This window comes from Palleronia salina (assembly GCF_900141995.1).
GTDB lineage: Bacteria > Pseudomonadota > Alphaproteobacteria > Rhodobacterales > Rhodobacteraceae > Palleronia > Palleronia salina.
Map to the genome: position 1 here is coordinate 184,508 of NZ_FQZA01000003.1, position 20,644 is coordinate 205,151.

Here is a 20,644-nt window from a genome sequence, read left to right on the forward strand (position 1 = left end):
GAAGGTGCCGCCGAACGTGATTTCCGGGGCCGCCGATGCGCCTGATCCTCAAGACGCTGTGGGCGCTGGCCCGGATCGCGGCCATCACCGCGTCGCTGACGGTCTCGGGCTGGGCGGCGCTGGCCCCGCCCGAACCGTGGGAGCAGCGCGCGCTCGACCTGCCGCCCCGGTCGCTGACCTGGTCCGAACGCCAGCCCCTGCGCGAGATGCGGCTCATGCGCGTCGTGCTGCACGTGGCGCCGGGGCTCGCGACGGACCTGCTGTCGCGGGCGGCCCCGTCGCTGACCCGGACCGAGGTCAGCCGCGTGCTGGACCGCGCCGCGCAGGGCGTGTCGCCCGAGGACCTCGCGAAAGAGATCACGCCCGCGCCCGAGGTCCGGCCGAACACCGTTCAGCAGCGTCGCGGCCCGGGCGGAGCCAAGTTCCTGAAAGTGGAGTAGGGCGGGCCGCTCAGGCCTGGCCGGGACCCATGTCGCTCATGTCGAAGAAGCCGTCGGCCCAGTCGCCCGACGGGATCAGCTGCGCCGGGTCCACGCGTTCGAGGTAGATATAGACCCAGGCCTCGTGCGCGCCGTCATCGGTCTGCACGGCGCGGCGCGCGCGCTTGTACTCGGCCGGGTACTCGTTCAGGCCCTCGTAGTCGTCCAGCACGGCCATCACGCCCGGCTGGGTTAGCCGCCACAGCTCGCCGCGGACGCGTCCCGGGCCTTCCTCGATCAGCGCGGGATACCAGCCGGTGGAATACAGCAGCCCGGGCAGCCAGCCGGGCGACACCAGCTCGGCGCCGTTGCGGAAGGCGATCGTCGCGTCGTTGTTGATGAAGCCGCTGCGCAGCGTGCCGTAGACGAAGACGAGATCGCCCAGATACGGGTCGTCACTCATGCCCGCCGTGATGTCACGTCGCGCGCCCCGTGAACAGAGGCGTGCGACGGTTTTTCGGCAATCAGAAGCGGTAGTTGATCGACAGGCTCGCGGTCGTGGCATCCGCGTCCGTGCCGGCCAGCGCGCCGTCGAAGCTGTCGAACTCGTGGTAGAGCAGCTCGGCACCTGCGGTGACAGTGTCGGTCAGGAAGACCTCGTAGCCCAGGCCGACGAAATAGCCGTCGCTGTCATCCGACCCGCCACCGGCAAGGTCGACATCGGCCTCGGCGTAGCCGCCGGTGGCGTAGTAGAAGTTCCGGCCGCTGTCGAAACCGGCGCGAAGGCCCACGCGCAGGACGTTCTCGGCCGTGGCGGCCGTGACGCCCGCACCGGTCTCGAGATCGATATCGGCCCAGTCGTACTGGACGCCGCCGCCCAGGATGAAGGTGCCGTAATCGTAATCGTAATAGGCGCGCAGGCCGTAAAGAGCGCCTTCGCCGTCGACGCCCGCGTTGGTGTCGACATCGCCGTAACCGAGCTGAACGCCGCCCGAGAAACCTGTCCAGTCGTAAAGCGGCGTGGCCGGCGCGAAGACCATCGGCTCGGCCGGGGGGGCGGCAACGGTGCCACCGGCCAGGACAGGCGATGCCGCCAGTCCGACCGCGGCGACCATCGAGGAAGCTAGAAGAATGCGCATGAAAACTGCCTTTCGGGACATATTATCGATATCCCACCCTAGGCTCCGCACGCGCCGCGATTCATCTCACAGTAGTGTGAGGGTCAGATCCACTTCGCCAATGGTGGTAAAGACATCAACACCGCGTTGGCGTCGTGGCCCGTTTCCAGCCCGAATTTCGTGCCGCGGTCGTAGACCAGGTTGTACTCGGCATAGAGCCCGCGATGCACCAGCTGCGCGTCCTTGTCGGCGTCGTCGAAGGGCTGGGTGCGGCGCCGTTCCACCAGCGGCAGGTAGGCGGGCAGGAAGGCCTGGCCGATATCGCGGGTCAGCGCGAAATCGGCGGCCCAGTCGCCGGTGCAGTGGTCGTCCATGAAGATCCCCCCGACACCGCGGGCGCGGCCCCGGTGCGGGATGAAGAAATACTCGTCCGCCCAGGCCTTCAACCGGGGATAGTGCCCGGCCCCGTGGGGATCCAGATGCGCCTGCTGGGTCGCGTGGAAATGGGCGGTGTCCTCGTCGTATTCGATACAGGGGTTCAGGTCCGAGCCGCCGCCGAACCACCAGGCATGGGGCGTCCAGAACATCCGCGTGTTCATGTGCACGGCGGGCACATGCGGGTTCTGCATGTGGGCGACCAGGCTGATGCCGCTGGCCCAGAAGCGCGGATCCTCGGCCATGCCGGGGATGCCCTTGCGCGCGGCCATGGCGGCCTGGGCGCGGGGGGCGAGGGTGCCGAACACCTCGGAGACGTTGACGCCCACCTTCTCGAACACGCGGCCGCCGCGCATGACGCTCATCAGCCCGCCGCCCGCGTCGCTGCCGTCATCGGACGCGCGGCGCGTCTCGGACACCTCGAACCGGCCGGGGGCCATGTCGGAGAAGGGGCCTTGGGCGTGGCTGTCTTCCAGCGCTTCGAAGGCCTCGACGATGCGGTCGCGCAGGGTGCGGAACCAGGCGGCGGCCTCGGCCTTCTCCGCGTCGAACGGGGCGGTGGGGGTCATGCTGTCGATCCGGTTTTCCATGCCTGCCGGACTAGCACCCGCGGCGGCGCGGGTCCATCGCGACGGCGCGGCTAGTGCGCGGGCGTGTCCACCACGTCGACCAGGGTGCGGCCGCCGTCGATGGTCAGGATCTGCCCGGTCATGAAGCCCGAGCCGTCGGCGGCCAGGAACTGCACCGCCTCGGCCACCTCGCTGGCGCCTGCGATGCGGTTCAGGGGGGTGGCGTCGATGATCTCGTCCCGCAGGTCTCGGTCGGCCTTGATGGCGCCCTTCAGCGACGCGCTCATCACGCTGCCGAAGGCCACGGCGTTCACCCGGATGCGATGCGGCGCCAGCGCCACGGCCAGCGACCGCGTCGCCTGGTCCAGCGCGGCCGAGCTCACGGAATAGGCCAGCAGGTCCGGCTGCGTGCGTCGCGCGGCGATCGAGCTGAGGTTGATGATCGACCCGGCGGGGCCGTCGCTGTTGCCGTCGTCCTCGGCCTGCTGGCGCATCCGCTTGGCCACCTGCTGGGTCAGGCGCAGGGGCGTCATCAGGTTCTGCTCGATCAGGTCGTTCACGGTGCGGTCGGTGGGGTCCAGCGGGTCCGAGGTCACCATCTGTCGCGACGCGTTCACCAGGATGTCGATCCGGTCGAAGGCGTCGATGGTCGCCGACAGCAGGTTCGCCACGGTCAGCTTTTCCCGCAGGTCGCCGCCGAAGCAGCGGGCCGTGCCCGTGTCCTCGTCGTCGAGCGCGCCCATCTCCTGGCGCAGCCGGTCCTCGTCTATGTCGCACATCATTACGTTGGCGCCGCGTTCCAGGAAATGGCGCGCCACGGCCAGGCCCACGCCATGGGCGGCGCCGGTGACGATGGCGGTCTTGCCTGCGATCGAGAAGGACATGGGGGGCGACCTTTCAGCGGGCGCGGCGCGGGCGCGTCGCGCGATAGAGCTTGAACGCGGACGTCCCCGGAAGCTCGGTCACGTCGGCGAAATGTTGGGCGAGGGTCCGTTCATAGGGCAGATGGCGGTTGGCGACCAGCCACAAGCTGCCGCGCGGGGCGAGGATGCGCGCCGCGTTGGCGATGAAGGCCTGTCCCAGGTCCGGCGCGCCCTTGCGGCCCTTGTGGAAGGGCGGATTGCTGATGACGTGATCGGCCCGCTCGGCCGGGGTGAAGGTGGTCGCGTCGGCCCAGTGAAACGCGGCGCGGTCCGACGTGACGTTGCGCCGGGCGCAATCCAGCGTCGCGTGATCCGCCTCGACCAGGTCGATGGCCTTTATCTCGTCCGCCTCCAGCGCGCGGGCCGACAGGTATCCCCAGCCCGCGCCCAGGTCGACGACCCGGCCTTTCAGACCCGACAGCGCGTCGGCCAGCGCGGCCGAGGCCGGGTCCGACGCGTCGGAGGAAAAGCTGCCCGGCGCGGTCCAGAAGCCGTCGGCGTTCCGCGATGGCTCGGCCCGCCAGTCGGCGAAATCGCCGTCCTCGATGGCGAAGATCTTGCCGTGGGACTTCGAGATCACTGCGCCCACGCTGCCGCGCGCGCGGCAGGCCTTCAGCATGGCATCGACGCCGTCGGTCTTGGCGCCGTCCACCAGCACCCGCGCGCCCGTGGCGGCGGCCCGCGCGACGCGGTCCCGCGCCAGGTCGCGTTCGCGCGGCAGGGCCACGACCACCGTCGCGGGCGTGCCGGTCAGGCTGCGCGACACGTCGAAGCCCCGCGCGCCCAGCCGGTCGAAATCCGGTTGCCGGTCACAGACCAGTGTCAGGGGCGCGGGCAGGTCGGAATAATCCGCGTCGTCGGTGGCGCCGAGAATCGCCAGTGGCGCCTCGATCAGGCCATCGTCCAACGCGATCGACAATCTGGGATCAGCCATGCGGGGACGGGCGCGGGCCCTATTCCTTTTCCATGGTGCATTGCAGCGGGTGCTGGTGGCGCCGCGCGAAATCCATAACCTGCGTCACCTTGGTCTCGGCCACCTCGAAGGAGAACACGCCGACGACGGCCAGCCCCTTCTTGTGGACGGTCAGCATGATCTCGAACGCCTGCGAATGGTTCAGCCCGAAGAATCGTTCGAGGATATGCACCACGAACTCCATGGGCGTATAATCGTCGTTCAGCAGCATCACCTTGTAGAGCGGCGGCCGCTTGGTCTTGGGCTTGGTCTCCAGCACCACATCCGTGTCGCCGTCGCCGGGCGTGGGGTCGCTGGACAGGATCGGTGCCTGCGCGATCATGTCTCGCCTTTCGCCAAAGGGTGGGAATTCATGCCCGCACCATATAAGGGCGCAACGCGGCGTGAAAAGGGGGCGAAATGGCACCAATCCGCGCGATCGGCTTCGATGCCGACGACACGCTCTGGCATAACGAGCGTTTCTTCAAGCTGACCGAGGCCCGGTTCGCCGAGCTCCTGCGCGACTACGCCGCCCCCGATCACCTGGCCGAACGGCTTCTGGCGGCCGAGCGACGCAACCTCGGCCGCTACGGGTTCGGGATCAAGGGATTTGTGCTGTCGATGATCGAAACGGCCATGGACGTCACCGACGACCGCGTGCCCGCGACCGTGCTGCGCCGGATCGTCGAGGCGGGGCACGACATGCTGGAGCATCCGATCGAGCTGCTGCCCAGCGTGCAGGACACGGTCGCGGACCTGCACGGACGCTATACGCTGATCCTCATCACCAAGGGCGACCTGCTGGACCAGGAACGCAAGCTCGCGCAGTCGGGCCTGGGCGACTGGTTCGACGGGATCGAGATCGTGTCGGACAAGACGCCCGACATCTATATCCGCGCCTTCGCCCCCCACGGCGGGGCGCGGGCGGGGCTGATGGTGGGTAATTCGATGAAGTCCGACGTGCTGCCGATGATCGCGGCGGGCGGAATCGGGGTGCACGTCCCGCACGGTCAGGAATGGGCGCTCGAAGCCGCCGAACCGCCGAAAGATGAGGCACGATTCCACGCCCTGGAAAATCTGTCCGCGCTGCCCGACCTGGTGCGACATCTTGGCGACTAGGATCATCTAGAGGTTGTATTGCCGCGCCCCACTAGATCTTGTCGCGCGGCGGCGCGCCGGTCGCAGGACATTAAAGCTGCGCCAAAAAACCATGAAAACAAACGGTTTTGCGTGCCGAGATTCCGTGCTAACTTTTACCCGCAGATCCCGCCGCAAAGAGCGGGGCTTCGAGGCAGATAAAGGCAGTGACCCGTGGACATTAGACGGTGGCAGTGCGTCCTTGCGACGCTCGTTCTTCTTGGCATTTCAACCTGGACAAACCCGGCACAGGCGGCGCCCTATGCCGCGATGGTGATCGACGCCCGCTCGGGCGAGGTTCTCCATGCGCGCAACGCGGATACGCGGCTGCATCCCGCGTCGCTCACCAAGATGATGACCCTCTACGTGGTCTTCGACGCGGTGAAGCGTGGCGAGATCAGCATGGACACCGAGGTGCGGATCTCGCGCTTCGCGGCCAGCGAACCGCCGTCGAAGCTGGGTCTGCGCGCCGGCCAGAAGATCGCCATGCGGTATCTCGTGCGCGCGGCGGCGGTGAAGTCGGCCAACGATGCCGCCACCGCGCTGGGCGAGGCGATCTCGGGCTCCGAGGCCGCGTTCGCGCGCCGCATGACCGCCACCGCCAAGGCGCTGGGCATGACGCGAACCACCTTCAAGAACGCCCACGGCCTGACCGAATCGGGCCACCTCAGCACCGCGCGCGACATGACGCTGCTGGGGCGGCACCTGTTCTACGACTTCCCCGAGTACTACAACCTGTTCTCGCGCACCTCGACCGATGCCGGGCTGCGGACCGTCAACAACACCAACCGCCGCCTGCTGGGCGCCTACAAGGGCGCCGACGGGATCAAGACGGGCTATACCCGCGCCGCCGGCTTCAACCTCGTGGCGTCGGCCGAGCGTGGGGGCGAGCGCATCATCGCCACGGTCTTCGGCGGCCGGTCCTCGGCCACGCGCAACGCCAAGGTGGCCGAGCTGCTGGACCTGGGCTTCGCACGCGCCCCCAGCCGCGTGGCGGTCCGCAAGCCGGTGAAGCCCGACCTGGGCTCGACCAGCGCCGCCTCGGTCGTGGTCGCCCGGTCGCTGCGCCCGATCCCCCGTCCCGTGCCCGCCGCGACGCTGGTCGCCGACGCGGGCCCCGCCGCCGAAGAGGTCACCCGCGCCGTCACCGAGGCCATCAGCATCGCCGCCACCCCGATCCCCGAGCCGCGCCCCGAGGGCGAGCTCGAGGTCGTGACCCGCATGTCGTCTTCGGGCGGGCGTCACTGGGGGATCAACCTGGGCAATTTCGGCTCGCGCTACGACGCCGAGCGCATCCTGCTGAAGACCGCGCTGGTCGAAATCGGCACGCTGGACGACGCGCTGCGCAAGGTGGTGCAGGGACCAAGTGGCTACCAGGCGAACTTCGTCGGCATGACGCAGGAGCGCGCCGCGCTGGCCTGCCGCCGGCTGGCCGCCCGCGACATGGATTGCGCGACGCTGGGCCCGGCGGGCTAATCGCCCTCGGGCGCCGTCCACTTGCCTGACACCCGGAAGAACGAGGCCTCGCGCGACAGTGCGAAGCCGGTGCCGGGCGTGGCGGCGAAGGTCTGGACCCGCAGCCCGTCGCGGTCGCCCTGGACCAGGTTGAACGTGTTCGGTTCACCCCGCAGCCGGGTCGACAGCCCCGTGCCCGCCTGCACGAACAGCAGGCCCTGCGCCGTCTGGAACGGCGCCGTGATCGTGTGATGCAGGTGGCCCGACAGCACCACGTCCGCCCCGCATTCCTGCAACCGCCCCAGCGCCGCGCGCGCCCCGCGCATCAGCCGCTTTTCCACCTCCGGCCCGTGTTCCAGCGGGTGATGCAGCACCACGATCCGCAACCGGTCGCCCGCGTCCTCGAACGCGTCGCAGACCTTGGCCACCGTGCGCTCGGAAATCCGGCCCCGCTGCCACGAGAACCGGTTCACCGTGTTCACGCCCTGGATAACCGCACCGGGCAACCGCTGCATCGGCTCGAGCTTGCGGTCGATGGCGTGGCGATAGCGGCTCCAGGGGCGCAATAGGCGGACCCAGAGGTTGTCCAGCGGCGTGTCGTGGTTGCCGGGCACCGACAGCACCGGAGGTTCGAGCTTTTCCAGGAAGGCACTGGCGCGTTCGAACTGACCGCGCCGGGCGCGCTGGGTGAAATCGCCCGACACCGCCACCAGGTCGGGGGCCAGGTCGTTAACGATCTCGACCAGCTGCGGCTCGGCCTCGGCGCGGTCGCGGCCGAAATGCAGGTCCGAGAGGTGCACGATACGGGTCAAGACGACGGCTCCCGGTCGGCGGGCAGGATGATGCGCAACGGATCGTCCGACATGCGGAACTCGAACGGGCTGGCCTCGCGGCGCTTCTCGCCGTCGAAGGCCAGCGTGGCCTTCCTGCGGGCCGTCTTCACCGTCAGGCTGCGGGCGCTCAGAAGCTCGTAATCCTGTCCCTCGACCGCCTTGCCGCGCGCCAGCCGCCACGCCAGCGCCATCAACCGCCGGCGGCTGCGGGCGCGCGCGACCAGAACGGCGAAACGGTCGTCCGAGATCAGGTCGGCCCCGTTCAGCCCGAAGAAGTCCAACTGGTAGGCCGAGCGCGCGACGAAAATCATCGCCGTGCGTTCCTCGCTGCGCTGGCCGTCGAGGTCGAGCGTCAGCCGCAGCGGTTTGCGAAACCGGAGCATCGTCTTCAGAACCGACCAGTGCGCGGCGATCCGGCGACGGCCCCAGCGGCGATAGACGGTTTCGCGTTCGCGCAGGATCTTTGGATAGATCCCCAACGACGCGTTGTTCAGGAAGGTCTGTCCGTTCACCTGGCCCACGTGGATGTCGTGGGGCCGGCCATCGACGATCTGGCGCGCGGCGGCTTCGGGATCCTCGCTGAAGCCCAGGCCGCGCGCGAAGAAGTTGAAGGTGCCCAGGGGCAGGACGGCCATGGGCACGTCGCGCCCGACCATGGCGCCGGCGGTGGCCATGACCGTGCCGTCGCCCCCCGCCGCGACCACCAGGTCGCCGCCATCGGCCACCGCCCGGTCGATCAGCGCGCTCAGGTCGCTTCCGGGCTGCCAGTCGATGCGGCACGCGTCGGGTCCGAAGACCTCCATGGCCTGTTCTATGGCCTGGCGGTCGCGGCTGTTGCGGCCGGACTTGTGATTGGCGATGACACGTATCTGCGCGGGCATGGGGGCGACTTTCAAAGGCTGCGACCGTGCAACGCAGGTCGCGGCCTTTTGTTGCGCTCAGGCGCTGCGCGCGGGGGCCTTGCCGAAGGCGGCCTGCATCAGCGTGCGGGTATACTCGGTCTGCGGCGCGTCGAAGATGGCATCTGCATCGCCCGCCTCGACCACGTCGCCGCGCTTCATCACCATGACCTTGTGGCTCAGCGCGCGGACGACCTTAAGGTCGTGGCTGATGAAGAGGTAAGCCAGCCCGTATTTTGCCTGCAGGTCGCGCAGCAGGGTCACGATCTGGACCTGCACCGTCATGTCCAGCGCCGAGGTGGGTTCGTCCAGCACCACCAGCTTGGGCCGCAGGATCATGGCGCGGGCGATGGCGATGCGCTGTCGCTGCCCGCCCGAGAACTCGTGCGGATAGCGGTGCATCGTCGCCGGATCCAGCCCGACCTCGGACATCATCTGCGCCACGCGGTCGCGCTGTTCGTCGCGCGAGCCGCCGCCGTGGATCGTCAGGCCCTCGGCGATGATCTCTTCCACGGTCATGCGGGGCGACAGCGACCCGAAGGGATCCTGGAACACGATCTGCATGTCGGCGCGCAGGGGCCGGATGGCGCGACCGCGCAGCCCCTGGATATCGCGCCCCATGAAGACGATGGGGCCCTCGGACGGGATCAGCCGCATGATCGCCAGCGCCAGTGTCGTCTTGCCCGACCCGGATTCGCCCACGATGCCGATCGTCTCGCCCTGCCGCACCGACAGGGTCGCAGCGTTCACCGCCTTCACGTGGCCGGTGGTGCGCTTCAGCAGGCCGGTCTTGATCGGGAACCAGATGCGCAGGTCCTCGGTATGCGCGATCTCCTTCGCGTCTCCGGGGACGGGATCGGGCACGCCGGTGCTTTCGGCCTCCAGCAGCATTTTCGTGTAGGGGTGCTTGGGCGCGTCGAAGATCTTGGTGGTCTCGCCTTCCTCGACGATCTCGCCGTCCTTCATCACGCAGACCCGGTCGGCGATCTGGCGCACGATGGTCAGGTCGTGGGTGATGAACAGCATCGACAGGCCCTGCCGCGCCTTCAGGTCGGCCAGCAGGTCGAGGATCTGCGCCTGGATCGTCACGTCCAGCGCCGTCGTCGGCTCGTCCGCGATCAGCAGGTGGGGATCGTTGGCCAGCGCCATGGCGATCATCACGCGCTGCCGTTGCCCGCCCGACAGCTCATGCGGATAGGCCTTCAGCCGCGACTCGGGGTCGTTGATGCCCACCTCGGTCAGCAGCTCGACGATGCGCGCGCGCGCCCGGTCGCCGGTGATCCCCTGGTGCAGCTCCAGCGACTCGCGCAGCTGCTTTTCCAGCGTGTGCAGCGGGTTCAGCGACGTCATCGGCTCCTGGAAGATGAAGCTGATGTCGTTGCCGCGGACCTTGCGCAACTGCTTCTCGGACGCGCCGACCATCTGCTGGTCGGCATAAAGCACCGATCCGTCCACATGCGCCGATCCCGGCAGCAGGTCGACCGTGGACAGCGCGGTGACGGACTTGCCCGAGCCCGACTCGCCCACCAGCGCGACGGTTTCGCCCCGCTTCACGTGGAAGGACACGCCGCGCACGGCATGGGTCTCGGCCCCGTCCTGGCGGAAGCGGACGTTCAGGTCTTCGACGGTGAGAACGGTGTCGGTCATGGGGTTCCGCAAAGATCTGAGGGCAGCGCGGACACGCGGGGTGGCGTGAAGCGCCGCCCCGGGGGGGCGTGTCGGCGCTGCCCGGCGTTTCCGCCGGGCGAAAGGGCTTCGACCGTGTGCATCACTGGAACGTCTTTCTCGGGTCGAACGCGTCGCGGATGCCCTCGAAGATGAACACCAGCAGCGACAGCATGATCGCGAAGGTGAAGAAGGCGGTGAAGCCCAGCCAGGGCGCCTGCAGGTTCTGCTTGGCCTGCAACGTCAGCTCGCCCAGCGACGGCGCCGACGAGGGCAGACCGAAGCCCAGGAAGTCCAGCGAGGCCAGCGTGCTGATCGTGCCGGTGATGATGAAGGGCAGCATGGTCACCGTGGCCACCATCGCGTTGGGCAGCATGTGGCGGAACATGATGGTCCAGTTCGACACGCCCAGCGCCCGGGCGGCGCGCACGTATTCGAAGTTGCGCGCCCGCAGGAACTCGGCCCGCACGATCCCCACCAGCGCGGGCCATCCGAACAGCACGGTGACGAAGACCAGCAGCCAGAAACTTCGCCCCAGGATCGCGAAGAGGATGATGATGACGTAAAGCGACGGGGTGCTTACCCAGATCTCGATCACCCGCTGGAAGATCAGGTCGGTCCAGCCCCCGAAGAACCCTTGCACAGCACCGGCGATGATGCCGATGATCGAGGTGAGCACCGTCACCACGATCGTGAACAGGATCGACAGCCGGAACCCGTAGATCACCCGCGCCAGCACGTCGCGCGCGGTGTCGTCGGTGCCCAGCCAGTGCTGCGCGTCCGGCGCCGAGGGCGCGGCACCGTCGATGTCGTTGATCGTGTCGAAGCTGTAGGGGATCGGCGGCCACAGGATCCAGCCCGCCTGCGCACCCTCGGCCGTCGTGCCCGCGTCGATGATGCCCTCGGGGTCGTCGAAACAGTCCACCAGCCCGCCCGAGCGGATCAGGCACTGCACCTCGATATCCGAGTAGACGGCCTCGGTCCGGAAATCCCCGCCGAACGCCGTCTCGGGATAGAAGTTGAAGATCGGCGTGTAGTAGCCGCCGTCGTAGTTCACGAGGATCGGCTTGTCGTTGGCAAGGAACTCGGCGAACAGCGTCACCCCGAACAGCACCGCGAAGATGATCAGAGACCAGAACGCCCGCCCGTTGCGGCGGAAGTTGCGCCAGCGGCGCTGGTTCAGCGGGCTCAGGAACGGACGGCGCCGGCGCGGGCTGACCGGGGGCGGCGCGTCGTGGCCGCCACCGCCGGGATGGGGCGGGGGGCTTTCCAGTCCAGGCTCGGTCGGGCCGTGGCTGGCGGGCTGGTGATCCAAATGCGCCATCTCAGCCCTCCCGCGTCTCGAAATCGATGCGCGGATCGACCAGCACGTACATCAGGTCCGACAGGATCCCGACCACCAGGCCGATCAGCCCGAAGAAGAACAGCGTGCCGAAGATCACCGGGTAGTCCCGCGCCACCGCCGCCTCGAAGCCAAGCCGCCCCAGGCCGTCCAGCGAGAAGATCGTCTCGATGATCAGGCTGCCGCCGAAGAACACGCCGATGAACACCGACGGGAAGCCCGCGATCACGATCAGCATCGCGTTGCGGAACACGTGGCCGTACAGGACCGAACTGTCCTTCAGCCCCTTGGCCCGCGCGGTGACCACGTACTGCTTCTTGATCTCGTCGAGGAAGCTGTTCTTGGTCAGCAGCGTCAGCGTGGCGAAGGCCGAGATGGTCGAGGCCAGCACCGGCAGCGTGATGTGCCAGAAATAGTCGCCGATCTTGCCCAGAAGGCTCAGGTCCTCGAAATTGTCCCCCGTCAGTCCGCGCAGCGGGAAGATCTGGAAATACGATCCGCCGGCGAACAGGACCAGCAGCAGGATCGCGAACAGGAACCCCGGGATCGCGTAGGCCACGATGATCAGCGCGCTGGTCCAGGTGTCGAACCGGCTGCCGTCGTTCACCGCCTTGCGGATGCCCAGCGGGATCGACACGAGATAGGCGATCAGCGTGGACCACAGGCCCAGCGTGATCGACACCGGCATCTTCTCCAGCACCAGCTCCAGCACCCCGATGGACCGGAAGTAGCTGTCGCCGAAATCGAAGCGGATGTAGTTCCACATCATGTTCAGGAACCGCTCCAGAGGCGGCTTGTCGAAGCCGAATTCCCGCTCCAGCTCGGCGATGAACTCGGGCGGCAGGCCGCGCGACCCGGTATAGGCGTCGGTCTCGGCCGCACCCGCCGCGTCACCCGATCCGCCCGAGATCCCCTCGAACACGTCGCCGCCGCCCTCGAGCTGCGCGATGACCTGTTCGATGGGGCCGCCGGGCACGAACTGCGTCAACGTGAAGTTGACGATCATGATACCCAGCAGGGTCGGGATGATCAGAAGAAGCCTTCTGAGGATATAGGCGCCCATGGATTACAGCGCGCCCGCCGCCCGAAGCGCCTCGGCCTTGTCCTCGTTCCACCACCAGAAATCGGCATTGCCCAGCGCGTAGGGGGGCAGCTCGTCGGGGTATTCGTAGACGTCGTAATAGGCGACCCAGTAGGCGCCGTTGTACCAGACCGGCACCATGAAGTAGGCGGCGCGCATGATGCGGTCGATGGCGCGGACGCCGGCCTGCATCTCTTCCAGGTTTTCGGCCACCTTCAGCTGCTCGATCAGCGCGTCGACGGCCGGATCGCAGTAGCCTGCCGGGTTGAACACGTCGTCGCGGTCCTCGCAGCCATAGCGCTGGGCGATGCCGTTCGCCTCTTCCAGACCGTTCACGTAGCTGTCGAAGATCATGTCGAAGTCGTGCCCGCGCACCCGGTCGGTGTATTGCGCGTCGTCGATCCGGTTATAGACGGCGTCCACGCCCAGGCGCTTGAGGTTGTCGATATAGGGCAGGATGATCCGGTCGAAGCTGGGGTTGTTCTCGATGAACTCGACGCGCAACACCTCGCCATCCTTGCGGCGCAGGCCGTCGTCGCCCGCGACCCAGCCGGCATCCTCAAGCAACGCCGCCGCCGCGCGCAGGTCGCCGCGGTTCAGCTGGCGCGCGCCGCCCGACGGCATGACGTAGACCTCTTCGGTCAGGATCGCGGGGTCGATCTGCTCGGCCACGCCTTGCAGGTATTCCAGCTCAAGCCCCTCGGGCACGCCCTGGGCCTGGAGATCGCTGTTCTGCCAGAAGCTCTGGCGATGCCGGAACAGCCCGTATTGCAGCGTGTCGTTGGTCCACTCGAAATTGTACATCAGCCCCAGTGCGCGGCGCACCCGCACGTCCTGGAACTTATCCTTGCGCAGGTTGAAGACGAAGCCTGCCGCGGCCGGGAGCGATCCGTCGGGAAGCTCTTCCTTGACGATGGTGCCGTCCTCGATCGCCGGGAAATCGTATTGCGACGCCCAGGTCAGGCTGCTGGTTTCCGAGCGGAACAGGTATTCGCCCGCCTTGAACGCCTCGAGCGCGGCATTGGTGTCGGCGAAGTATTCCTGCCGGATGCTGTCGAAGTTCCAGCGCCCGATATTGATGGGCAGGTCGGCGCCCCAGTAATCCGGGTTGCGCTTGGCGACGATGCGGCGCGGCACGTCCACGGTGTCGATCATGTAGGGCCCGGTGCCCGGCGGCTGGGTCAGGCGCGACTCGTCCAGCTTGGCGCCCGTCTCCTCGAACCACTTCTTCTGGAACACGATGGACGCGCCCGCCTGGCTGATCAGGCCGTTGCGCGGCAGCTCGGGGTTGAAGTTGAACTTGATGCGGTGCGGCCCCAGGATCTCGTAGCCGGGGATCATGTTCTTCACAGCGATGCGGAAGGACGGAAAGCCCTCTTCCATGAACAGGTCATAGGTGAAGGCGATGTCCTCGGCGGTCATCGGGCTGCCGTCGCTGAAGGTCACGTCCTCGCGCAGGTTGAAGATCACCCAGTCCTGGCTTTCGGGGTATTCCAGCGTGGTGCACAGCAGGCAGTAGGACGCGTAGGGATCGTCGGCCGTGCTGGTCATGATCCGCTCGTAGGGCAGGACGCTGATGGCGGGCGACCGGCCCCGGCGCGAATAGGGATTCATGCTGTCGAAGCTGCCGCGCCCCCAGTAGGACATCTCGCCGCCCTTGGGGGCGTCGGGGTTCACGTAGTCCAGCACCTCGAAATCGGGGCCGTACTTGATCGCGCCCAGGTCCGAGAAGGCGTGCGCGGTGATGATCTCGCCCTCGGCCTCGGCGCTGTCGCCGGTGCCGCTGTCCTGCGCCAGCGCGAAGGTCGCCATGGCAAGCAGGGCCGAGCCCGTCAGAAGCCCGGTCAGGATCGCCTTGCGGCTGGTCTCGGCGCGGGGCGCGGCGGCGGCAGTGGATCGAGTCATCTGTCATCCAACTCTGTCTTGGGGCGGGCAGCTTCGGCTACGCTAAGGTGCCGCTTCGCCGGGTTTCAAGTTGAAATAGTGTGATCGACTGTCATGTCGCACTGTCCCGACGCCCGGTGTACGCGGGGTGCACGCGGTCGGCCGTTCCGCCCGTGCGCCGTGCACGCCGCGGGGACGCGCGCCCGACATCCGCGGCACGCTCGCGGGACGCGCGGGGTACGATCGCGGCACGGGCCGTGCACGAAAAATGCCGACCCCTCGGGGCCGGCATTCGATTGTTCCGCAGTCGGGGGCGCAATCAGCCGTCGGTCTGGTCCAGGTAGGCGATCAGGTTCGCACGCTCCTCGACCGAAGCCAGACCGTTGAAGCTCATCGAGGTGCCTGGCGCCCAGCCGCGCGGATCCTCGAGGAAGGCGTTCAGGTTCTCGGGCGTCCAGACGTCCGCCTGCTCGCTCAGCGCGCCGGAATAGGCGCTGTAGCCGTCGGCCGCGCCGATTTCACGGCCCACGACGCCATAAAGATAAGGGCCGACCGCGTTCGCGCCGTCTTCCAGCTGGTGACATGCGCGGCACTTGCCGAAGACACGCTCGCCCGCGCCGGCATCGGCGACCTCGAAGGCCTCCTCGAAGGTCGGGCCTTCCTCTTCTTCGACCTCTTCACCGCCGGTCTCGGGCACCTCGATGGAATAGGCCTGTTCCTCGTCGCCGTGTCCGCCGCCCACGTGATAGATCCCTTCGGCCGCCCAGGCGCCCAGCAGGAATACCAGCAACGCGCCGCAGAAGCCGCCGACGATCTTGGTCAAAGTCATGGTGTCGAACATGTCGCTTTACGCCCTCTCGGATGATCGCCGCTTCTCTAGCCCCTTCCGCGCGGGGTTTTCAAGCGATATGACCCGCGACCAAACGACATGACCGGCCTCGGCCGGGCAGGAGGACTCCCATGCCACAGACGATCGCCTTCCAGGGGGAGCTGGGGGCCTATTCGCACCAGGCCTGCGTGGAAACGCGTCCGGACCACACGCCGCTGCCCTGCCGGACCTTCGAGGACGTGATCGCCGCGGTGAAGACCGGCAAGGCCGACCTGGCCATGCTGCCCGTCGAGAATTCGACCTACGGACGCGTCGCCGACATCCATCGCCTCCTGCCCGAGTCGGGCCTGCGCATCGTCGACGAGGCCTTCGTGCGCGTCCATATCTGCCTGATGGCGCCCAAGGGGGCCACGCTCGACAGTATCCGCCACGTTCGCGCGCACCTTGTCCTGCTGCCGCAATGCGCCGACTTCCTCGCTTCGCTGGGCATCACCGGCAGCGCCGCCGCCGACAGCGCGGGGGCGGCGGCCGAGCTTGCCGCCGATCCGCAGCCGGGCGAAGGCGTACTCGCCTCGGCCATGGCCGCCGAAACCTACGGGCTGGAGATCCTCGCGCACAATATCGAGGACCAGGACCACAACGCCACGCGCTTCCTCGTCATGGCGCCCGAGGGCGACATGTCCCGGCGCGGCGATCACGGCATGATCACCAGCTTCGTCTTCCGCGTGCGCAACATTCCCGCCGCCCTTTACAAGGCGATGGGCGGGTTCGCGACCAACGGCGTGAACATGACCAAGCTGGAATCCTACATGGTCGGCGGCCAGTTCACGGCGACCCAGTTCTACGCCGATGTCGAGGGCCATCCCGACGACCCGGCGCTCGCCCGGGCGCTGGAAGAACTCGACTATTTCACCGACCACATCGATATTCTCGGCGTCTATCCCGCCGATCCGGGCCGCCACTAGGGACGGCAATCGCCGGATTTGAGTATTTGTAGACCAGTGATGGGTGCGCCTGCGCCTTCATCACTGGTCTAAAAATACTCCCGGCCGTCCGGTTGTCCGGAGCGATATCATCCCCGTGGATGCGCCCGGCTGTAAACTTCCATGAGCCGCGCGGTGTCTACCGCCGTGTAGGCCTGCGTGGTCGACAGCGATCCGTGGCCCAGCAGTTCCTGGATCGCGCGCAGGTCGCCGCCGGCATCCAGCAGGTGGGTGGCGAAGCTGTGGCGCAGGGCGTGGGGCGTCGCGCTGGCGGGCAGGCCAAGCTGCAGGCGCGCGGACTCGATGACCTTCTGCACCAGCCGCGGGTTGAGCGCACCGCCGCGCACCCCGCGGAAAAGCGGCGCGTCCGGCGTCAGTTCGAAGGGGCAGGCGGCCGCGTAGGCACAGACGGCGTCGCGCGCCGCCGGCAGCACGGGGACCATCCGCTCCTTGCCGCCCTTGCCCGTGATCCTCAGCGCCGTGCCGGGGTCCGCATGGGCGCCGGTCAGGCCCAGCGCCTCGGAGATCCGCAGCCCGCAGCCCCAGAGCAGCGTCACCACCGCCGTGTCGCGGGCGGCGACCCACGGCTCGCGCGCCTGCGCGGCGGCGAGATCCACAACCGACCGCGCGGCATCGACCGACAGGGGGCGCGGCAGCTTGCGCCGGAACTTGGGGCTGCGCGCCGACAGGATGGCCGTCGGCTCGAACCCGTCGCGCTGCGCGAGCCAGCGCGCGAAGCTTTTCACCGATGACAGCGCCCGGGCGAGGCTGCGCGAGGACAGGCCCCGCGCACGCTCGTGGGCCATCCAGGCGCGCATGTCCCGCAGGCCGACCTGGGCGACCACACCGGTGCCGGCGCTGTCGCCGAAATGCTGTTGCAGGAAGGACAGGAACCCCACGACGTCGGTGCGGTAGGCCGTCACCGTGGCCGGCGACGCGCCCTCGATCGCGCCCAGCTGCCGCAGCCAGGCCTCGAGCGCATCGGCCAGTCCCGGCGACAGCATCAGATCCAGCGGCGCAGGGTGCGTTCGACCACGCCGGCGAAGAAATCCAGAAGATCGGTGCCCTGCCCGGGCGAGAACTGGTGCGGATCCTCGGCGCCCAGGACCAGCATTGCGGGAAGCCGGCCGCGCCCAAGGTTGAGGTACAGGCACGCCTCGGACCGTATGTGGTCGGCCTTGGCGCCGTGCATGTCCGGGTCGGCCCCGTCGCACTGGCGCAGCGTCACCCGGCGGGGCGTGCCACGGCTGGTCACGCCGGCGTAAAGACAGCAATAGCCCTGTTCGGCCAGATCCAGCACCGCGCCGAGCGGGCCGAGGTCCACTTCGGTGTCGTCCGCCGCCCGCTCGATCAGCACGCGCAGGCTGTCGACCCGCAGCGTGTCGGCCACCGGGCCGGCTAGGTCGGTCAGCAGGGTCTGGAAATCCTCGGCGTCCAGCAGCCGCAGGATCGCCCGGTGGATCATGTTGGTGCCGGCCAGATTCTCGTAGGCCGCCGCGATGACGTTGCGGTGGGTGTCCTCCAGCCGGTCGAGCCGCGCCTCGAGCCGCTCCATCGCGAGGCCGCGCATGTCGACGACATTGCCCCCCATGCTGCGTTCGTTCGCCGCGACCAGCGCGCGCATCACGTCCTGGTCCTCGAGAATCAGGTCGGGTTGCGACAGGATCTTTGCGCGGAAGTCTTCCGCCTTTTCGGGTGAGCTGCTCATGCCTGTGACCATTCTTGGTGATGGGATTGGGGGTCAGCATACCCGCCGGGGCGTGCGCGGGACAGGGGCAATCCGGCGCGCGCGGGCGATCGGTGCGCGGATGCGACAGCAGGGCTGTCCGATGATGGCGTGCAATCGGCGCAGGCGCATCTTATGTCGGGGTCCGGCATCGCAGGGAACCGAGGGTTTGGCAGACACGCACGACGATCAAGATGGCCCGGGCTGGTTCGACGAGGGCGCGCTGGTCGCCGTCCTGACCGCCCAGCCGCTGGACCGGACCCTGGACTACCGCGCGCCCGAGGGCGGGTGCGCGGCAGGCGCCTTCGTCGAGGTGCCGCTCGGCCCGCGCCGGGTGCTTGGCGTGGTCTGGGGGCCGGGTCTCGGCGATTTCGACGCCGCCAAGGTGCGCAGCGTACACAAGGTGCTGGACGTGCCGCCCATGACCGAGGAGATGCGCATCTTCCTCGGCCGCGCCGCCGATTACACCCTGACCCCGCTGCCCGCGATGCTGCGGCTCGCCACCCGCGCGCCGGGCCTGGGCGACGGCCCGGCCATGCGCCGCGTCTTTGCCCGCGGCCTGGCCGAGCCCGACCGCATGACCGACGCCCGCGCCCGCGTTCTCGACGTGCTGGACGAACAGGAGGACGCGGTCTTCACCCAGAAGGAACTGGCCGACCTCGCCGGTGTCAGCGGCGGCGTCGTGAAGGGCCTGGCGGCGCAGGGCGTGATCGAGGAGCGCGCCGCGCCCCGCGACCTGCCGTTCCCGCAGCTGGATCCGGACCTGCCGGGCAAGGCCCTGACCGATGACCAGGCGGCGGCGGCCGGGACCCTGGCGGAAGGGGTCGCCGCGCGCAGTTATGCCACCACCATGCTGCGCGGCGTCACCGGGTCGGGCAAGACCGAGGTGTATCTCGAAGCGGTGGCGGCCTGCCTGCGCGCCGGGCGGCAGGCACTGGTCCTGCTGCCCGAGATCGCCCTGACCGCCGAGTTCCTCGACCGGGTCGAACAGCGCTTCGGCGCCCGCCCGGCCGAGTGGCATTCCGGCGTGACCATGACCGAGCGGCGGCGCGTCTGGCGGATGATCGGCCAGGGCAACGCGCAACTTGTGGTGGGCGCGCGTTCGGCCCTGTTCCTGCCGTACCGCGACCTTGGCCTGATCGTCGTGGATGAGGAACACGACACCTCCTACAAGCAGGAGGACGGCGTGCTCTATTCCGCGCGCGACATGGCGGTCCTGCGTGCAGCCATAGCCGGGGCGCAGGTGGTGCTGGCCTCGGCCACGCCGTCGCTGGAGACCTGGGCGAATGTCGAAGCGGGCAAGTACCGCGCGCTCAGCCTGACCTCGCGCTTCGGCCCGGCCCGGATGCCCGAGATGCGCGCCATCGACATGCGGTCCGAGGATCTGCCCGGCGGTCGCTGGATCTCGCCCAGCCTGAAGGCCGAGGTCGAGGCGCGGCTGGAGCGGGGCGAGCAGTCGCTGCTGTTCCTCAACCGCCGCGGCTATGCGCCGGTGACGATCTGCCGGGCCTGCGGCCACCAGGTGGGTTGCGACCATTGCGACGCCCGCATGGTCGAGCACCGGTTCCTCAAGCGGCTGGTCTGCCACCAATGCGGCGAGACCAAGCCGGTGCCCGAGGTCTGCCCGGCCTGCGAGGTCGAGGGCAAGCTGGCCGCCGTCGGCCCCGGGGTCGAGCGGATGGGCGAAGAGGCGGCGGCGGTCTTTCCCGACGCGCGGGTCGAGGTGCTGTCGTCGGACATGTATTCCTCGGCCCGCGCGCTGAAGGCCCGGATCGCCGCCATCGCCGAGGGCGAGGCGGATATCGTCATCGGAACGCAGCTGGTGGCCAAGGGGCACAACTTCCCCAAGCTGACGCTGGTGGGCGTGATCGACGCCGATCTGGGGCTTCAAGGCAGCGACCTGCGGGCGGCCGAGCGGACGTTCCAGCTCATGCGGCAGGTGGCGGGGCGCGCGGGCCGGGCCGAGGCGCCGGGCACCGCGCTGTTGCAGACGTTCCAGCCCGAGCATCCGGTGATCCGCGCCATCGTCGCGGGCGACGAGGACGGGTTCTGGTCGGCCGAGGCGGCCGAGCGGCGGGCGGCGGGCGTGCCGCCCTACGGCCGCATGGCGGGTATCGTTCTGAGCGCGCCGGACGTTCAGGCGGTGTTCGACCTGGGCGCCGACATGGCGCGACGCGACGGTCCCCTGCGCCGGATCGGCGCGCAGCTGTTCGGGCCGGCACCCGCGCCCATCGCGCGCATCCGGGGCCGCCACCGGGTGCGCCTGCTGGTCAAGGCCGACAAGGCCGCGCCGTTGCAGGCCGCATTGTCGGACTGGCTGCGGCAGTTCCGCTGGAAGGGCGACATCCGGGTGAGCGTCGATATCGACCCGCAGAGTTTCTACTGAACCGCGCG

Annotated in this window: 20 protein-coding genes; 5 read left to right on the plus strand and 15 right to left on the minus strand. The window is 68.5% G+C overall.

All coding sequences use genetic code 11. The features are described from left to right. Positions 1-35: 35 nt before the first annotated feature. Positions 36-440 (plus strand): hypothetical protein, encoded by a 405-nt coding sequence (locus BUB76_RS06220; RefSeq protein WP_073127887.1) that lies wholly within the window; start codon positions 36-38, stop codon positions 438-440. 10 nt (positions 441-450) lie between these two features. On the opposite strand, the gene BUB76_RS06225 is transcribed toward BUB76_RS06220, so the two are convergent. The 6 genes from BUB76_RS06225 to clpS all read right to left on the minus strand — a co-directional run bounded on the left by BUB76_RS06225 (position 451) and on the right by clpS (position 4,759). Continuing rightward, on the minus strand, positions 451-882 hold the full coding sequence (locus tag BUB76_RS06225) for a gamma-glutamylcyclotransferase family protein (protein WP_073127888.1): 432 nt from the start codon (positions 880-882) through the stop codon (positions 451-453). 61 nt (positions 883-943) lie between these two features. Beyond that, complete coding sequence (locus tag BUB76_RS06230) at positions 944-1,558, minus strand: outer membrane protein (protein ID WP_073127889.1); 615 nt, start codon at positions 1,556-1,558, stop codon at positions 944-946. A gap of 83 nt (positions 1,559-1,641) precedes the next feature. Beyond that, on the minus strand, positions 1,642-2,562 hold the full coding sequence (gene hemF, locus BUB76_RS06235) for an oxygen-dependent coproporphyrinogen oxidase (protein WP_236737872.1): 921 nt from the start codon (positions 2,560-2,562) through the stop codon (positions 1,642-1,644). A 50-nt stretch (positions 2,563-2,612) separates the two neighbouring features. Next, on the minus strand, positions 2,613-3,425 hold the full coding sequence (locus BUB76_RS06240; RefSeq protein ID WP_073127890.1) for an SDR family NAD(P)-dependent oxidoreductase: 813 nt from the start codon (positions 3,423-3,425) through the stop codon (positions 2,613-2,615). Positions 3,426-3,438: 13 nt separating this feature from the next. Further along, positions 3,439-4,398 (minus strand): class I SAM-dependent methyltransferase, encoded by a 960-nt coding sequence (locus tag BUB76_RS06245; protein WP_073127891.1) that lies wholly within the window; start codon positions 4,396-4,398, stop codon positions 3,439-3,441. Between the two features lie 19 nt (positions 4,399-4,417). Next, complete coding sequence (clpS, locus tag BUB76_RS06250; RefSeq protein WP_073127892.1) at positions 4,418-4,759, minus strand: ATP-dependent Clp protease adapter ClpS; 342 nt, start codon at positions 4,757-4,759, stop codon at positions 4,418-4,420. Between the two features lie 77 nt (positions 4,760-4,836). Between clpS and BUB76_RS06255 the strand changes: the two genes are divergently transcribed. After that, positions 4,837-5,535 carry an HAD family hydrolase gene (locus BUB76_RS06255; protein ID WP_073127893.1) on the plus strand — a complete coding sequence of 233 codons (699 nt, stop codon included), beginning with the start codon at positions 4,837-4,839 and terminating at the stop codon, positions 5,533-5,535. A 243-nt stretch (positions 5,536-5,778) separates the two neighbouring features. After that, complete coding sequence (locus BUB76_RS06260) at positions 5,779-7,029, plus strand: D-alanyl-D-alanine carboxypeptidase family protein (protein ID WP_269085818.1); 1,251 nt, start codon at positions 5,779-5,781, stop codon at positions 7,027-7,029. On the opposite strand, the gene BUB76_RS06265 is transcribed toward BUB76_RS06260, so the two are convergent. The 7 genes from BUB76_RS06265 to BUB76_RS06295 form a co-directional block, all read right to left on the minus strand. After that, a complete protein-coding gene (locus tag BUB76_RS06265) occupies positions 7,026-7,820 on the minus strand; it encodes a metallophosphoesterase family protein (RefSeq protein WP_073127895.1) in 795 nt (264 codons plus the stop codon). The genes BUB76_RS06260 and BUB76_RS06265 overlap by 4 nt on opposite strands. Then, complete coding sequence (locus BUB76_RS06270) at positions 7,817-8,722, minus strand: diacylglycerol/lipid kinase family protein (RefSeq protein WP_073127896.1); 906 nt, start codon at positions 8,720-8,722, stop codon at positions 7,817-7,819. The genes BUB76_RS06265 and BUB76_RS06270 overlap by 4 nt, the downstream gene beginning before the upstream one ends. Positions 8,723-8,779: 57 nt before the next feature. Continuing rightward, the gene (locus BUB76_RS06275) at positions 8,780-10,387 is read right to left on the minus strand and encodes an ABC transporter ATP-binding protein (RefSeq protein ID WP_073127897.1); all 1,608 of its coding nucleotides are present in this window, start codon (positions 10,385-10,387) and stop codon (positions 8,780-8,782) included. A gap of 121 nt (positions 10,388-10,508) precedes the next feature. Next, on the minus strand, positions 10,509-11,729 hold the full coding sequence (locus BUB76_RS06280) for an ABC transporter permease (RefSeq protein ID WP_084140567.1): 1,221 nt from the start codon (positions 11,727-11,729) through the stop codon (positions 10,509-10,511). 1 nt (position 11,730) lies between these two features. Then, positions 11,731-12,810: a microcin C ABC transporter permease YejB gene (locus BUB76_RS06285; protein WP_073127898.1), complete on the minus strand. Its 1,080-nt coding sequence runs from the start codon at positions 12,808-12,810 to the stop codon at positions 11,731-11,733. Positions 12,811-12,813: 3 nt separating this feature from the next. After that, on the minus strand, positions 12,814-14,733 hold the full coding sequence (locus BUB76_RS06290; RefSeq protein WP_073127899.1) for an extracellular solute-binding protein: 1,920 nt from the start codon (positions 14,731-14,733) through the stop codon (positions 12,814-12,816). 298 nt (positions 14,734-15,031) lie between these two features. Next, a complete protein-coding gene (locus BUB76_RS06295; RefSeq protein WP_444543866.1) occupies positions 15,032-15,541 on the minus strand; it encodes a c-type cytochrome in 510 nt (169 codons plus the stop codon). 131 nt (positions 15,542-15,672) lie between these two features. On the opposite strand from BUB76_RS06295, the gene BUB76_RS06300 reads away from it, so the two are divergent. Continuing rightward, positions 15,673-16,506: a prephenate dehydratase gene (locus tag BUB76_RS06300; protein WP_073127901.1), complete on the plus strand. Its 834-nt coding sequence runs from the start codon at positions 15,673-15,675 to the stop codon at positions 16,504-16,506. A gap of 107 nt (positions 16,507-16,613) precedes the next feature. Here BUB76_RS06300 and BUB76_RS06305 read toward each other — a convergent pair whose 3' ends face one another. Both BUB76_RS06305 and BUB76_RS06310 read right to left on the minus strand, forming a co-directional pair. Beyond that, the gene (locus tag BUB76_RS06305) at positions 16,614-17,528 is read right to left on the minus strand and encodes a tyrosine recombinase XerC (RefSeq protein ID WP_073127902.1); all 915 of its coding nucleotides are present in this window, start codon (positions 17,526-17,528) and stop codon (positions 16,614-16,616) included. Next, a complete protein-coding gene (locus BUB76_RS06310; protein WP_073127903.1) occupies positions 17,528-18,232 on the minus strand; it encodes a DUF484 family protein in 705 nt (234 codons plus the stop codon). The genes BUB76_RS06305 and BUB76_RS06310 overlap by 1 nt, the downstream gene beginning before the upstream one ends. A 187-nt stretch (positions 18,233-18,419) precedes the next feature. Between BUB76_RS06310 and BUB76_RS06315 the strand changes: the two genes are divergently transcribed. Further along, positions 18,420-20,636 (plus strand): primosomal protein N', encoded by a 2,217-nt coding sequence (locus BUB76_RS06315; RefSeq protein WP_073127904.1) that lies wholly within the window; start codon positions 18,420-18,422, stop codon positions 20,634-20,636. Positions 20,637-20,644: the final 8 nt, after the last annotated feature.